The 14,584-nt window shown below is 73.3% G+C and carries 13 protein-coding genes; 10 read left to right on the top strand and 3 right to left on the bottom strand.

The genetic code is table 11. The annotated features are described in order from the left end of the window. The first annotated feature begins 196 nt into the window (after positions 1-196). Together ACSU6Z_RS09145 and holA are read left to right on the top strand one after the other, a co-directional pair. Positions 197-442, top strand: a complete 246-nt coding sequence (locus tag ACSU6Z_RS09145) for a hypothetical protein (RefSeq protein ID WP_437044454.1) — start codon at positions 197-199, stop codon at positions 440-442. A 93-nt stretch (positions 443-535) separates the two neighbouring features. Continuing rightward, positions 536-1,525: a DNA polymerase III subunit delta gene (holA, locus tag ACSU6Z_RS09140; RefSeq protein WP_437044453.1), complete on the top strand. Its 990-nt coding sequence runs from the start codon at positions 536-538 to the stop codon at positions 1,523-1,525. Between the two features lie 348 nt (positions 1,526-1,873). Here the strand turns inward: holA and rpsT are convergent, their stop codons facing one another. Then, positions 1,874-2,140: a 30S ribosomal protein S20 gene (rpsT, locus tag ACSU6Z_RS09135; protein WP_437044452.1), complete on the bottom strand. Its 267-nt coding sequence runs from the start codon at positions 2,138-2,140 to the stop codon at positions 1,874-1,876. 245 nt (positions 2,141-2,385) lie between these two features. Between rpsT and lepA the strand changes: the two genes are divergently transcribed. From lepA to hemW, 3 genes are all read left to right on the top strand, one after another. Further along, positions 2,386-4,254 (top strand): translation elongation factor 4, encoded by a 1,869-nt coding sequence (gene lepA, locus ACSU6Z_RS09130; RefSeq protein WP_437044451.1) that lies wholly within the window; start codon positions 2,386-2,388, stop codon positions 4,252-4,254. A gap of 277 nt (positions 4,255-4,531) precedes the next feature. Beyond that, positions 4,532-6,406: an AMP-dependent synthetase/ligase gene (locus ACSU6Z_RS09125; RefSeq protein ID WP_437044450.1), complete on the top strand. Its 1,875-nt coding sequence runs from the start codon at positions 4,532-4,534 to the stop codon at positions 6,404-6,406. A gap of 83 nt (positions 6,407-6,489) precedes the next feature. Beyond that, positions 6,490-7,722, top strand: coding sequence for a radical SAM family heme chaperone HemW (hemW, locus tag ACSU6Z_RS09120; protein WP_437044449.1), 1,233 nt, complete (start codon positions 6,490-6,492; stop codon positions 7,720-7,722). A 234-nt stretch (positions 7,723-7,956) separates the two neighbouring features. Here hemW and ACSU6Z_RS09115 read toward each other — a convergent pair whose 3' ends face one another. Continuing rightward, the gene (locus tag ACSU6Z_RS09115) at positions 7,957-8,823 is read right to left on the bottom strand and encodes a DUF3097 domain-containing protein (RefSeq protein ID WP_437044448.1); all 867 of its coding nucleotides are present in this window, start codon (positions 8,821-8,823) and stop codon (positions 7,957-7,959) included. Between the two features lie 34 nt (positions 8,824-8,857). Then, on the bottom strand, positions 8,858-9,583 hold the full coding sequence (locus tag ACSU6Z_RS09110; RefSeq protein WP_437044447.1) for an MBL fold metallo-hydrolase: 726 nt from the start codon (positions 9,581-9,583) through the stop codon (positions 8,858-8,860). 173 nt (positions 9,584-9,756) lie between these two features. On the opposite strand from ACSU6Z_RS09110, the gene hrcA reads away from it, so the two are divergent. From hrcA to ACSU6Z_RS09085, 5 genes are all read left to right on the top strand, one after another. Beyond that, positions 9,757-10,773 carry a heat-inducible transcriptional repressor HrcA gene (gene hrcA, locus ACSU6Z_RS09105; RefSeq protein ID WP_358779619.1) on the top strand — a complete coding sequence of 339 codons (1,017 nt, stop codon included), beginning with the start codon at positions 9,757-9,759 and terminating at the stop codon, positions 10,771-10,773. Next, complete coding sequence (gene dnaJ / locus ACSU6Z_RS09100; RefSeq protein WP_437019657.1) at positions 10,774-11,910, top strand: molecular chaperone DnaJ; 1,137 nt, start codon at positions 10,774-10,776, stop codon at positions 11,908-11,910. A gap of 167 nt (positions 11,911-12,077) precedes the next feature. Then, on the top strand, positions 12,078-13,163 hold the full coding sequence (locus ACSU6Z_RS09095; protein ID WP_437044446.1) for a nitronate monooxygenase: 1,086 nt from the start codon (positions 12,078-12,080) through the stop codon (positions 13,161-13,163). Further along, positions 13,160-13,909: a 16S rRNA (uracil(1498)-N(3))-methyltransferase gene (locus tag ACSU6Z_RS09090; RefSeq protein ID WP_437044445.1), complete on the top strand. Its 750-nt coding sequence runs from the start codon at positions 13,160-13,162 to the stop codon at positions 13,907-13,909. The genes ACSU6Z_RS09095 and ACSU6Z_RS09090 overlap by 4 nt, the downstream gene beginning before the upstream one ends. A gap of 83 nt (positions 13,910-13,992) precedes the next feature. After that, complete coding sequence (locus ACSU6Z_RS09085; protein WP_437044444.1) at positions 13,993-14,541, top strand: hypothetical protein; 549 nt, start codon at positions 13,993-13,995, stop codon at positions 14,539-14,541. Positions 14,542-14,584: the final 43 nt, after the last annotated feature.

Raw genomic sequence — 14,584 nt, 5'->3', positions numbered from 1 at the left:
GGCCCCTTCTCGTCTCCTCCTTCTTCCGTCTCCCCCTCCTTTCCCGTCTCCCTTCTGTCCGGTCGCCCGACATGCGGACCGTGCCCGGGAGCCGGCGAACCGGGAGGGACGGGACGGGGGCGGAGGGACGGCTCGTCCCCGCCAGGGGGCAGCCGCCGTCGGTGCGGTGCCGGCGTGATGTCGGACAATGGCGTGCGTGAGTGACGTGAGACATGTGCTGGTGCTGCCCGACCGCGACGCCGCGGAGGAAGTGGCCCGGGAGTTGGGGGAGCGGTTCGGCGTCGAGGAGGAACCCCGGCTCGTCCGGGAGGCGCTGGCCGGCGAGGACGACGCCGAGGACGCCCAGTGGCTCGTCGTCCTGCGGGACGAGGAGGAGCGGCTGGACGCCGCCGAGCTGGACGCGTTCGTGCAGGAGTGGGACGGCTGGCGGGAGGAGCCGTAGCCCCGTCGGCCGGTGGGGCCGGGGAGCGGCCCGGGAACGCCGTGCCCTTTGGTTCGCGGTCCGTTGTCAGCGGCGCGTGGGATGCTTGGGGCGATGGCCAGGAAGACTGCGAACGACGACCCCCTCGCCCCGGTGACCCTCGCCGTGGGCCAGGAGGAGCTCCTGCTCGACCGTGCCGTGCAGGAGGTGGTGGCCGCCGCGCGGGCCGCCGACGCCGACACGGACGTACGTGACCTGACCCCGGACCAGCTGCAGCCCGGCACGCTCGCCGAGCTGACCAGCCCCTCGCTCTTCGCCGAGCGGAAGGTCGTCGTCGTACGCAACGCGCAGGACCTGTCCGCCGACACGGTCAAGGACGTGAAGGGGTACCTCTCGGCGCCCGCCGAGGAGATCACCCTCGTGCTGCTGCACGCGGGCGGCGCCAAGGGCAAGGGGCTGCTGGACGCCGCGCGCAAGGCGGGGGCGCGGGAGGTGGCGTGCCCGAAGATGACGAAGCCGGCGGACCGGCTGGCGTTCGTGCGGGGCGAGTTCCGCACGGCCGGGCGGTCGGCCACGGCGGAGGCGTGCCAGGCGCTCGTCGACGCGATCGGCAGCGATCTGCGGGAGCTGGCCTCGGCGGTCGCACAGCTGGCCGCGGATGTCGAGGGCACGATCGACGAAGCGGTCGTGGGGCGGTACTACACCGGGCGCGCCGAGGCGTCCAGTTTCACGGTCGCCGACCGGGCGGTCGAGGGGCGGGCGGCGGAGGCGCTGGAGGCGCTGCGCTGGTCGCTGGCGACCGGGGTGGCGCCGGTGATGATCACCAGTGCGCTGGCGCAGGGCGTACGGGCGATCGGCAAGCTGTCCTCCGCGCGCGGGGGACGGCCGGCGGATCTCGCCCGTGAGCTCGGCATGCCGCCGTGGAAGATCGACCGGGTGCGGCAGCAGATGCGGGGCTGGACGCCGGACGGGGTGGCCGTGGCGCTGCGGGCGGTCGCCGAGGCGGACGCCGGGGTGAAGGGCGGCGGGGACGACCCCGAGTACGCCCTGGAGAAGGCGGTCGTCACGATCGCCCGGGCGGCGCGGTCGAGGGGCCGCGCCTGACACCCGGCCCGGCGGCGGCCCCGGCCCGTCACCACCGGGTCCCTGCCTGCCGACAGGGCTCGGTCCGCCCGGGCCCCCGCCGGACGTGGGGACACCGCCCGCCACCGGCCGGTGGCGGGGCACCGCGCGTCCCCGGCAGGCCGAAGGCCCCGCCGTCCCGCCCTGGGGAAGGGCGGGACGGCGGGGCCTCCGGGTGAAGCTGCTGGATCCGCGCCCGCGTGGCGAACGCAGGCCGCGCGCGGATCCGGGGTGCCGGTCGGGAGCGGATGAGAGAGGGCCCGCTCTGGGTCCTTCCGGCGGCTGGATCCACCGGGGGTCCGGTCGGATCCGGTCAGATCAAGAAAGGGTTCAGCCCTTGAGGGACGCGACCTTCTGCGCCAGCGCCGACTTCTTGTTGGCGGCCTGGTTCTTGTGGATGACGCCCTTGGAGACGGCCTTGTCGAGCTGACGCGCCGCGGCGCGCTGGTACTCGGTGGCCTTCTCGACGTCACCCGCGGCGGCGGCCTCGCGGGCCTTGCGGATCGCGGTCTTCAGAGAGGACTTGACGGCCTTGTTGCGCAGCCGCGCCTTCTCGTTGGTCTTGTTCCGCTTGATCTGGGACTTGATGTTCGCCACGGATGAGCCTCTACAGGTTCAGGCACGCGAGCACGGGGCCGCTGGCGGTCCGTCTCGCGCGCCGGTGATTTCTAGGAGACGTGCCTCCCGCCGAGAGGGCATGAGACACAGCCACTCAGACTACCAGCGGGCGATTGCGCGGCCCAAACCGGTCGCCGGTCCCCGCCCGTGGGACCATGGAGGCTACGTATCGATCCGACCCGAGACCGCAGACACTGCGGACGCCTCAAGAATCAGGACCCTGCGTGCCCGCGATCCCTAGCCATGTGCCCGAGCCGAGCCGTACCGACCCGGCTCTGATCCGCAATTTCTGCATCATCGCGCACATCGACCACGGCAAGTCCACGCTCGCCGACCGGATGCTCCAGCTGACCGGCGTGGTCGAGCAGCGGCAGATGCGCGCCCAGTACCTCGACCGCATGGACATCGAGCGCGAGCGCGGCATCACGATCAAGTCCCAGGCGGTGCGATTGCCGTGGGCCCCCACCCACGACAAGGCCAACACGCACATCCTCAACATGATCGACACCCCGGGGCACGTCGACTTCACGTACGAGGTGTCGCGGTCGCTCGCCGCCTGCGAGGGGACCATCCTCCTCGTCGACGCCGCCCAGGGCATCGAGGCGCAGACCCTCGCCAACCTCTACCTGGCGATGGAGAACGACCTCACGATCATCCCGGTGCTCAACAAGATCGACCTGCCGGCCGCGCAGCCCGAGAAGTTCGCCGAGGAACTCGCCAACCTGGTCGGATGCGAGCCCGACGACGTGCTCAAGGTCTCCGCGAAGACCGGGCTCGGCGTCGAGGCGCTGCTGGACAAGGTCGTCGCCGAGATCCCCGCCCCGGTCGGCGTCGAGGACGCCCCCGCCCGCGCGATGATCTTCGACTCGGTCTACGACTCCTACCGCGGCGTCGTGACGTACGTCCGTGTCATCGACGGCCAGCTCAACAAGCGCGAGCGGATCCGGATGATGTCCACGAACGCGACGCACGAGCTGCTGGAGATCGGCACCAACTCGCCGGAGATGCTGCCGGCCGACGGTCTCGGCGTCGGTGAGGTGGGCTACCTCATCACCGGTGTGAAGGACGTCCGCCAGTCGAAGGTCGGCGACACCGTCACCAGTCAGCACAAGGGCGCCCAGGAGGCGCTCGGCGGCTACAAGGACCCCAAGCCGATGGTGTTCTCGGGTCTGTATCCGCTGGACGGATCCGACTACCCGGAGCTGCGCGAGGCCCTCGACAAGCTCCAGCTCAACGACGCCGCGCTGGTCTACGAGCCGGAGACCTCCGCCGCCCTCGGCTTCGGCTTCCGCGTCGGCTTCCTGGGCCTGCTCCACCTGGACGTGATCCGGGAGCGCCTGGAACGCGAGTTCGGCCTCGACCTGATCGCGACCGCGCCGAACGTGGTCTACCGCGTGATCATGGAGGACGGCACCGAGGTCGTCGTCACCAACCCGAGCGAGTTCCCCGAGGGGAAGATCGCGGAGGTGTACGAGCCGGTCGTGCGCGCCACCATCCTCGCGCCCACCGAGTTCATCGGCGCGATCATGGAGCTGTGCCAGACCCGGCGCGGCACCCTGCTCGGCATGGACTACCTGTCCGAGGACCGCGTCGAGATCCGCTACACCCTCCCGCTCGCGGAGATCGTCTTCGACTTTTTCGACCAGCTCAAGTCGAAGACGCGCGGGTACGCGTCCCTCGACTACGAGCCCACGGGCGAGCAGAGCAGCTCGCTCGTCAAGGTCGACATCCTGCTGCACGGCGACAAGGTGGACGCCTTCTCGGCGATCACCCACAAGGACCAGGCGTACGCCTACGGCGTCCGGCTCGTCGCCAAGCTGAAGGAGCTGATCCCGCGGCAGAACTTCGAGGTGCCGGTACAGGCCGCCATCGGCTCCCGGGTGATCGCCCGCGAGACCATCCGCGCCATCCGCAAGGACGTCCTCGCCAAGTGCTACGGCGGTGACATCTCCCGCAAGCGGAAGCTGCTGGAGAAGCAGAAGGAAGGCAAGAAGCGGATGAAGATGGTGGGTTCCGTGGAGGTCCCGCAGGAGGCCTTCATCGCCGTCCTCTCCAGCGACGACAGCGCGGGGTCGGGCAAGGCCAAGAAGTAACCGGGCGAAACGGATCGGGAAGCGCCCGGATGAAACGAACAGCGAGGGGCCCGTCGTACTTCCGTACGGCGGGCCCCCGCGCGTGGTTGCGGGCATCCTCCGAGGAGGGGAAGGGGTAAGTGGCAGGGCGCGGAGTCTTACGCCGCGGCCGACCGGCCTCTACTCTGAACCCTGCCCCGTAGTTACTCGTGAGTTAAACAGCGGCTCGCGAGGAAGACCGCCGAGGAAGACCAGCCGCACCTGAGCCAGCCGCACTGTCGCGGGCCCGGAGGATGTCGTGAGCGACGCACAGACACTGATCGAGAACCGTCCGCCGTCCGTGGCGGGCCTCTTCCTGGAGCGCGTGGCGGCCACGCCGGACGCCGAGGCATACCGTTACCCCCTCCCGTCCGCCTCCGGCCGGGGCCCGGACGAGTGGAGGTCGCTGAGCTGGGCGCGGGCCGCCGAGCGGGTGACCGCCATCGCGGCCGGCCTGATCGAGCTCGGGGTGGAACCGGAGCAGCGGGTGGCCCTGGCCTGCGCCACCCGGATCGAGTGGATCCTGGCCGACCTCGGCATCATGTGCGCGGGCGCCGCCACGACCACCGTCTATCCGCAGACCGACGCCGAGGAGTCGGCGTACATCCTGTCGGACTCCGGCAGCCGGGTGCTCATCGCGGAGAACGCCGAGCAGCTGGCCAAGGCGCGTGAGAAGCGGGCGGAGCTGCCCGAGCTGACGCACGTCGTCGTCATCGACGGCGAGGGCGTCGAGCCCGGCGACCGGGTGCTCACCCTCGCCGAGCTGGAGCGCCGGGGCGCGGCCCGCCTGGAGAGGGATCCCGACCTGGTCGTGAAGCGGGTCGGCGCGATCACCAAGGACCAGCTCGCCACCCTCATCTACACCTCCGGCACCACCGGCCGGCCCAAGGGCGTCCGCCTCCCGCACGACAGCTGGTCGTACATGGCGAAGGCGATCGCCGCGACCGGGCTGGTCACCGGCGAGGACGTGCAGTACCTGTGGCTGCCGCTCGCGCACGTCTTCGGCAAGGTGCTGACCTCCGGCCAGATCGAGGTCGGCCACGTCACCGCCGTCGACGGCCGCGTCGACAAGATCATAGAGAATCTGCCGGTGGTGCGGCCGACGTACATGGCGGCCGTGCCCCGCATCTTCGAGAAGGTCTACAACGGTGTCGCGGCCAAGGCGAGGGCGGGCGGCGCCGCCAAGTACAAGGTCTTCCAGTGGGCCGCCGAGGTCGCCCGCGAGTACGCCAGGGTCACCCAGGACAACTTCCGCCGCACCGGCACGGCGAGCGCCCCCCTCGGCCTGTCGGCCAAGCACCGGGTCGCCGACGCCCTCGTCTACGCCAAGATCCGCGAGGCGTTCGGCGGCAACCTGCGCGCCTGCGTGTCGGGCAGCGCCGCCCTCGCGCCCGACATCGGCTACTTCTTCTCCGGCGCCGGCATCCACATCCTGGAGGGCTACGGCCTCACCGAGTCCTCCGCCGCCTCCTTCGTCAACCCCGGCGAGGCCTACCGCACCGGCACGGTCGGCAAGCCGCTGCCCGGCACCGAGGTGCGCATCGCCGACGACGGCGAGATCCTGCTGCGCGGCCCCGGCATCATGCAGGGCTACCACAACCTGCCCGACAAGACCGCCGAGGTGCTGGAGCCGGACGGCTGGTTCCACACCGGCGACATCGGCGAGCTGTCGCCCGACGGCTACCTGCGCATCACCGACCGCAAGAAGGACCTCATCAAGACCTCCGGCGGCAAGTACGTGGCACCCGCCGAGGTCGAGGGCCGGTTCAAGGCGATCTGCCCGTACGTCTCCCACATCCTCGTGCACGGCGCCGACCGCAACTACTGCACCGCGCTGATCACCCTCGACGAGGCCGCGATCACCGGGTGGGCCGGGGAGAACGGGCTGGAGGGCCGCTCGTACGCCGAGATCGTCGCCGCGCCCGCCACCGTCGAGATGGTCGGCGGCTACGTCGAACAGCTCAACGAGGGCCTCCAGCGCTGGCAGACGATCAAGAAGTTCCGGCTGCTGCCGCGCGACCTCGACGTCGAGCACGGCGAGGTCACCCCGAGCCTGAAGGTGAAGCGGCCGGTCGTCGAGCGGGAGTACAAGCACCTGATCGACGAGATGTACGAGGGGACGCGCGAGGCGTAGGGGCCTTCGGGACGGGCCGGTGCCGGCAGATCCCGGCACCGGCCCGGCGCGGTGCCGCCGCCCGGTGCTGGACAATGGAACCCATGCCCTCCGCACTCCCCGACGGCGAGCCCGTCCCCGCCGACGGCGCCCTGCCCGCGTCCGCGCTGGCCGGGGCCGCCGACCGGCCCCTCGGCTTCTACCTGCACGTCCCGTACTGCGCGACCCGCTGCGGCTACTGCGACTTCAACACCTACACCGCCACCGAGCTGCGCGGCACCGGCGGCGTCCTCGCCTCCCGCGACAACTACGCCGAGACGCTGGCCGACGAGGTCCGCCTGGCCCGCAAGGTGCTCGGCGACGACCCCCGCGAGGTCCGCACGGTGTTCGTCGGCGGCGGCACGCCCACCCTGCTGGCCGCCGACGACCTCGTACGGATGCTGCGCGCGATCCGCGACGAGTTCGGCCTCGCGGCGGACGCGGAGGTGACGACGGAGGCCAATCCGGAATCGGTCGACCCCGCCTACCTGGCCACCCTCCGCGAGGGCGGCTTCAACCGGATCTCCTTCGGCATGCAGAGCGCGCGGCGGCACGTCCTGGAGATCCTGGACCGCACCCACACGCCCGGCCGCCCCGAGGCGTGCGTCGCCGAGGCCCGCGCGGCCGGCTTCGACCACGTCAACCTCGACCTGATCTACGGCACCCCCGGCGAGTCCGACGACGACTGGCGGGCCTCCCTGGACGCCGCCCTCGGCGCCGGGCCCGACCACGTCTCCGCGTACGCGCTCATCGTCGAGGAGGGCACGCAACTCGCCCGCCGCATCCGTCGCGGCGAGATCCCGATGACCGACGACGACGTGCACGCCGACCGCTACCTGATCGCCGAGGAGACCCTGTCCGCCGCCGGCTTCGAGTGGTACGAGGTGTCGAACTGGGCGACCTCCCGCGCCGGGCGCTGCCTGCACAACGAGTTGTACTGGCGGGGTGCCGACTGGTGGGGCGCCGGTCCCGGCGCGCACAGCCACGTCGGCGGGGTGCGCTGGTGGAACGTGAAGCATCCCGGCGCCTACGCGGCGGCGCTGGCGGCCGGGCGGTCCCCCGGGGCCGGCCGCGAGGTGCTGGGCGACGAGGACCGCCGGGTGGAGCGCGTCCTGCTGGAGCTGCGGCTGCGGGAGGGCGTGCCGCTCGCGCTGCTGCGGGAGGAGGGCCTCGCGGCCTCCCGCCGGGCGCTGGCGGACGGGCTGCTCCAGGAGGAGCCGTACGAGGAGGGGCGCGCGGTGCTGACGCTGCGGGGGCGGCTGCTGGCGGACGCGGTGGTCAGGGACCTGGTGGACTGATCACTCGTGCGGGTGAATCGGTGCGAGGCGCTGGTCGAGCGCTCGGCCTGCGCGTCCGGTGAGGCGCCCACCGGGTCACCGACCCGGTGACGGCGCACCGTGTGCTCCGCGCCGAGCCCGCCGGCGAGGGGGGCCGGCCACCGGGTGCGGAGGGCGGATCACGGGGTCCGGAGGGGGCCGCCGGACCTGCCGGGCCGCGAGCCGGGCACCGGTGATCCGGCGTCCGCCGGGTCGTCAGGCCCCACCGTCGGCCGTGACGAAGTCGATCAGCTCCTCCACCCGCCCGAGCAGCGCCGGCTCCAGATCCTTGTAGGACCGCACCCGCGACAGGATCCGCCGCCAGGCCGCCCCCGTGTTCTCCGGCCAACCCAGCGCCCGGCACACCCCCGTCTTCCAGTCCTGCCCGCGCTCCACCCGCGGCCACGCCTCGATACCGAGCGACGACGGCTTGACCGCCTCCCAGACGTCGACGAACGGGTGGCCCACCACCAGGGCGTGCTCGCTCGTCACCGCCTGCGCGATCCGCCACTCCTTCGAGCCCGGCACCAGGTGGTCCACCAGCACGCCGAGACGGGCGTCCGGGCCCGGAGCGAAGGACCGCACGATCGACGGCAGGTCGTCGACGCCCTCCAGGTACTCCACGACCACGCCCTCGACGCGCAGGTCGTCGCCCCACACCTTCTCCACCAGCTCGGCGTCGTGCCGCCCCTCGACGTAGATCCGCCCGGCGCGGGCCACGCGCGCGCGTGCGCCGGGCACGGCCACCGACCCGGACGCCGTACGCGTGGGCCGCGCCGGCCCCGACGGCGGCTTCACCAGCGTGACCACCCTGCCCTCCAGCAGGAAGCCCCGCGGCTCCATCGGGAACACCCGGTGCCTGCCGAAGCGGTCCTCCAGGGTCACCGTGCCCGCCTCGCAGCGGATCACCGCGCCGCAGAAACCCGACCCCGGCTCCTCGACCACCAGACCCGGTTCCGCCGGGACCTCGGGGACCGGCCGGGGCTTCTTCCAGGCAGGGGTCAGGTCGGCGGAGTACACACGGGGGCGCGGGCCCGCAGGACCCTCGCCGGAGGGGCGGTGGCGGGAGACGGGTGGACGCATTCCCCCGACGATAGGAGGATCCCGCGCGCCCGGTTCAGCGCGACACGCCGAAGCGCGCCGCCAGCGCGTCCCGCTGCCGCCGCACGAACTCCGCGTCCACCACCGCCCCGTGGCCGGGCACGTACCGCGCGTCCTCCCCGCCCAGCTCCAGCAGCCGGTCCAGGGCGGCCGGCCAGTGGGCCGGTACGGCGTCGGGACCCGCCTGCGGCTCGCCGGACTCCTCCACGAGGTCGCCGCAGAAGACCACGTCCACCTCGCCCGGCACCAGGACCGCCAGGTCGTGGGCGGTGTGCCCGGGACCCACGTCGGCCAGCACCACCCACCGGCCGCCGCCCAGGTCGAGCGTCAGCTCGCCGCGCACCTCGTGGCGGACGGGGACGAGCGCGTCCGCGGCCTCCCGCGCCCGCCGGGCGTCCAGGCCGTTGGCCACCGCGTCCGCGCTCAGCTCCTGCCGGCCGCCGGCGAGCGCCCCGCCCAGGCCCGCCGCCCCGAACACCTCCGCGTCCGCGAAGGCCGCCGCCCCGAAGACGTGATCGAAGTGGGCGTGGGTCAGCGCGAGATGCGTCACACGCCCCCCGGCCAGCTCCCGCGCCCGCGCCCGCAGCCGCGCCCCCTCCCCGAGACTCGACCCGGCGTCGATCAGCAGCGCCGCGCCCCGGCCGGCCACGAGCCCCGCCGTGCAGTCCCACACCGGCAGCCGGCACCGGCCGACCCCGGCCGCCACCCGCTCCCACCCCAGCTCTTCCCAACTCGTCGTCATACCGGGGACGCTAGCGGGCACGGGACCCGTGACCGCGGCGGCGCGGGACCAGCCTTGCCGGGGAAGTACCCCACCGCCGTACACTGGGCCGGGGAAGACTGGCACTCGCACGCGTCGAGTGCCAGGCGACGACAGGGAAGACACCCGGCGGACGACTTCTGGAGGTGTGCGCGATGCTCAGTGAACGCAGGCTTCAGGTGTTGCGCGCCATCGTCCAGGACTACGTCGGCACCGAGGAGCCCGTCGGCTCCAAGGCGCTCACCGAGCGGCACAACCTCGGCGTCTCCCCGGCCACCGTGCGCAACGACATGGCGGCCCTGGAGGAGGAGGGGTACATCGCCCAGCCGCACACCAGTGCGGGGCGGATCCCCACCGACAAGGGCTACCGGCTCTTCGTCGACAAGCTGGCCGGGGTCAAGCCGATGACCGCGCCCGAGCGGCGCGCGATCCAGAACTTCCTCGAGGGCGCCGTCGACCTCGACGACGTGGTGGCCCGCACGGTGCGGCTGCTCGCGCAGCTCACCCGGCAGGTCGCCGTCGTCCAGTACCCGTCGCTGACCCGCTCGACCGTGCGGCACGTGGAGCTGCTCTCCCTCGCGCCCGCGCGCGTGATGCTCGTGCTGATCACGGACACCGGGCGGGTCGAGCAGCGGGTGGTCGACTGCCCGGCGCCCTTCGGCGAGACGTCCCTGGCGGATCTGCGCGCGCGGCTGAACAGCCGGGTCGCGGGCCGTCGCTTCACGGACGTGCCGAGCCTGGTGGAGGACCTGCCCGACGCCTTCGAGGTCGAGGACCGCGGTACGGTCTCCACGGTGCTCTCCACGTTGCTGGAGACCCTCGTCGAGGAGAACGAGGAACGGCTGATGATCGGCGGCACCGCCAATCTCACCCGCTTCTCGCACGACTTCCCTCTCACGATCCGGCCGGTGCTGGAGGCGCTGGAGGAGCAGGTCGTCCTCCTGAAGCTGCTCGGCGAGGCGAAGGATCCGGGCGTGACCGTCCGCATCGGTCACGAGAACGCCCACGAAGGACTCAACTCCACGTCCGTCGTGTCGGTCGGTTACGGTTCGGGCGGCGAGGCGGTTGCCAAGCTCGGCGTGGTCGGACCGACCCGCATGGACTACCCGGGAACGATGGGAGCGGTACGCGCAGTGGCACGGTACGTCGGACAGATCCTGGCGGAGTCGTAGGTGGCCACGGACTACTACGCCGTACTCGGCGTGCGCCGCGACGCGTCGCAGGAAGAGATCAAGAAGGCCTTCCGGCGGCTCGCCCGCGAGCTGCATCCGGACGTCAACCCCGATCCGAAGACCCAGGAGCGGTTCAAGGAGATCAACGCCGCCTACGAGGTGCTGTCGGACCCGCAGAAGAAGCAGGTCTACGACCTCGGCGGCGATCCGCTCTCGCAGTCCGGCGGCGCCGGCGCGGGCGGCTTCGGCGCGGGCGGCTTCGGGAACTTCTCCGACATCATGGACGCGTTCTTCGGCACGGCGTCGCAGCGCGGGCCGCGCTCGCGCACCCGCCGCGGCCAGGACGCGATGATCCGCATCGAGGTCGAGCTGGACGAGGCGGCCTTCGGCACGACCAAGGACATCCAGGTCGACACGGCGGTGGTGTGCACCACGTGCAGCGGTGAGGGTGCCGCGCCGGGCACGTCCGCCCAGACGTGCGACATGTGCCGCGGTCGCGGTGAGGTCTCCCAGGTCACGCGCTCCTTCCTGGGCCAGGTCATGACCTCGCGCCCCTGCCCCCAGTGCCAGGGCTTCGGCACGGTCGTCCCGACGCCGTGCCCGGAGTGCGCCGGTGACGGCCGGGTCCGCTCCCGCCGGACCCTCACCGTCAAGATCCCCGCGGGTGTCGACAACGGCACCCGCATCCAGCTCGCCGGGGAGGGCGAGGTCGGCCCCGGCGGCGGCCCCGCCGGCGACCTGTACGTCGAGATCCACGAGCTGCCGCACCCGACCTTCCAGCGGCGCGGCGACGACCTGCACTGCACGGTGACGATCCCGATGACGGCGGCGGCCCTCGGCACCAAGGTGCCGCTGGAGACGCTCGACGGCCGGGAGGAGGTCGACATCCGCCCCGGCACCCAGTCCGGCCAGTCGATCCCGCTGCACGGCCGGGGCGTCACGCACCTGCGCGGCGGCGGGCGCGGCGACCTCATCGTCCACGTCGAGGTGCAGACCCCGACCAAGCTCGACCCCGAGCAGGAGCGCCTGCTGCGGGAGCTGGCCAAGCTGCGCGGCGAGGAACGGCCGCAGGGCCAGTTCCAGCCGGGCCAGCAGGGGCTGTTCTCGCGGTTGAAGGACGCGTTCAACGGGCGCTGAGACGCGCGCGGCCGGATATGGCCGGGGGCCCGGGCCCGTCCCCCGCGCGGGTGCGGCCGGCCCGGCCGGCCGGGGGTGTCCTCGGAGTCGGAGGACGCGTTCGACGGGCGCCGGGTCCGCTCGAGGGGGGATGCGGAGCGGTGCGCGGGACGTGACACCATGCGGTCATGTCCTGCGCGCTGACCGATCTGTTCCCCCTGCCGATCGTGCAGGCCCCCATGGCGGGCGGTGTCTCCGTGCCGCGGCTCGCCGCCGCGGTGAGCGAGGCGGGCGGGCTGGGGTTCCTGGCCGCCGGGTACAAGACGGCCGACGGGATGTACCAGGAGATCAAGCAGCTGCGCGGACTGACGGACCGGCCCTTCGGCGTCAACGTGTTCCTGCCGCAGCCGGAGACGGCCGACCCCGCCGCCGTCGGCGTCTACGCCCACCAGCTGGCGGGCGAGGCCGCCTGGTACGGGACCGGGCTCGGCGACCCCGGCCACGGCCGGGACGACGGCTACGAGGCCAAACTGGCGGTACTGCTGGACAACCCGGTGCCGGTGGTCTCCTTCCACTTCGGCTGCCCGAGCCGGGAGGCCCTGGACGCCCTGCGCCGCGCCGGCACCCTCACCCTGGTCACCGCCACCACCGCGGAGGAGGCGCGGGCCGTGGAGCGGGCCGGCGCGGACGCGGTGATCGCGCAGGGCGTGGAGGCCGGCGGCCACCGGGGCACCCACCGGGACTGTCCGGAGACGGACAGCGCCGGGATCGGGCTGCTGTCGCTTCTGGCCCAGGTGCGCGAGGCGGTGAGCCTGCCGATCGTCGCCGCCGGCGGCCTGATGCGCGGCGCGCAGATCGCCGCGGTGCTCGCGGCCGGCGCGAGCGCCGCCCAGCTGGGCACCGCCTTCCTCGCCACCGAGGAGTCCGGTGCGCACGCCCTGCACAAGCGGGCCCTGACCGACCCCCTGTTCGTCCGTACGGAGCTGACCCGGGCGTTCTCCGGGCGCCCGGCACGCGGCCTGGTCAACCGCTTCCTGCGCGAGCACGGCCGCTACGCCCCCGCCGCCTACCCCGACGTCCACCACCTCACCGCGCCGCTGCGCGCGGCGGCGGCCGGAGCGGGCGACGCGCAGGGCATGGCGCTGTGGGCGGGACAGGGCCACCGGATGGCCCGGAAGCTGCCCGCGGGGCGGCTGGTGGAGGTACTGGCGGACGAGCTCGCGTCCGCCGTCACACGGTTGCCGGGGTTCCCGGCGGGAGGTGCGGGCCGATGACGGCACCGGTGTTCGTGGTCGACTCCCTCCGTCCGGCGGACCCGCCGGACGGGGAGTACGTGCTGGACGGCCCCGAGGGACGGCACGCCGTCTCCGTGAAGCGGCTGCGGCCCGGCGAGGACGTCGTCCTCACCGACGGGCGGGGACGCTGGGCGCAGGGCGTGGTGAAGGCCGCCGAGGGCAAGGACCGGCTCGTCGTCGGCGGCCTGGAGCGCGTCCACGAGGAGCCCCCGGGGCGGCCCCGCATCACCGTCGTCCAGGCCCTGCCCAAGGGCGACCGGGGTGAGCTGGCCGTGGAGACGATGACCGAGGTCGGCGTCGACGCGATCGTGCCGTGGGCGGCCTCCCGCTGCGTCACCCAGTGGAGGGGCGAGCGCGGGCTGAAGGCGCTGGCCAAATGGCGGGCGACGGCGCGGGAGGCCGGCAAGCAGTCCCGCCGGGTCCGCTTCCCCGAGGTCGCGGACGCGGCGACCACCCGGCAGGTCGCCGACCTCCTGGCCGGTGCCGACTTCGCCGCCGTCCTGCACGAGTCCGGCGAGATCCCGCTGGCCACCGCCGATCTGCCCGCCTCCGGCGAGATCGTGCTGGTCGTCGGCCCCGAAGGCGGCGTCTCGCCGGAGGAGCTGGAGGTGTTCGCGCGGGCGGGCGGGCGGCCGTACCGGCTGGGGCCCAGCGTGCTGCGCACTTCCACCGCCGGTACGGCCGCGGCGGCGGTGCTGCTGGCCCGTACCGGCCGCTGGAGCTGACGCGCCGGTCGCTCCGGGGGGGCGCGCCGCATGGCCGTATGCGCTCTACCGCGCCGGCGGGCAGTGGTGGCAGTCTGCCGGCCATGGGGGTATCGAGGAGGCCGGCCCGGTGGTGGCCGCGCGGGCGGCGGACGGTGGTCGCGGGGGCGTTCGCGGCCCTCGCCGTGGGCGGGGCCGTCGCCTGCGATCCCGGCGGGCTGAGTTCCGCGTCGGTGGCGTACACCACCGACGAGGCGGTGACGCGGGAACTGAACCGGCAGAAGGCGGGCGTGCGGTGGCTGACCTGCACCGCCTCCCGCGGTGACGGCGGTACGGCGTCGGCGCGTCCGGCCTCCGGGGAGACCGTCGCCTCCGTCGACTGCGAGGGCGAGACGGACGACGGCAAGGAGATCACCGTCGACGGCGAGGTGACCCGCGTCGTCGACGGGGCCTGCGTGCGCGGGAACCTCACCGCGAAGGTGGACGGCAAGGTGCGGTTCCGCGTCGACGGGCTGGGCGACTGCGACGCCACGCCCACGCCGCCCGCGGGCGGCCCCACCGGGGAGCGGCCGGGGCCCACCGTGACCGTGACCGTCACCAGGACCGTCTGGTGCCAGGAGCACCCCAAGTGCTGGCCGGTGGAGGGGAAATGACGTTCGCGGGGACGTTCACGAGGGCGGGTGGCAAGTGTCCCGG

Source organism: Streptomyces sp. enrichment culture (genome assembly GCF_964273145.1).
Taxonomy (GTDB): domain Bacteria; phylum Actinomycetota; class Actinomycetes; order Streptomycetales; family Streptomycetaceae; genus Streptomyces.
This window is presented reverse-complemented; position numbering and strand designations above follow the sequence as displayed.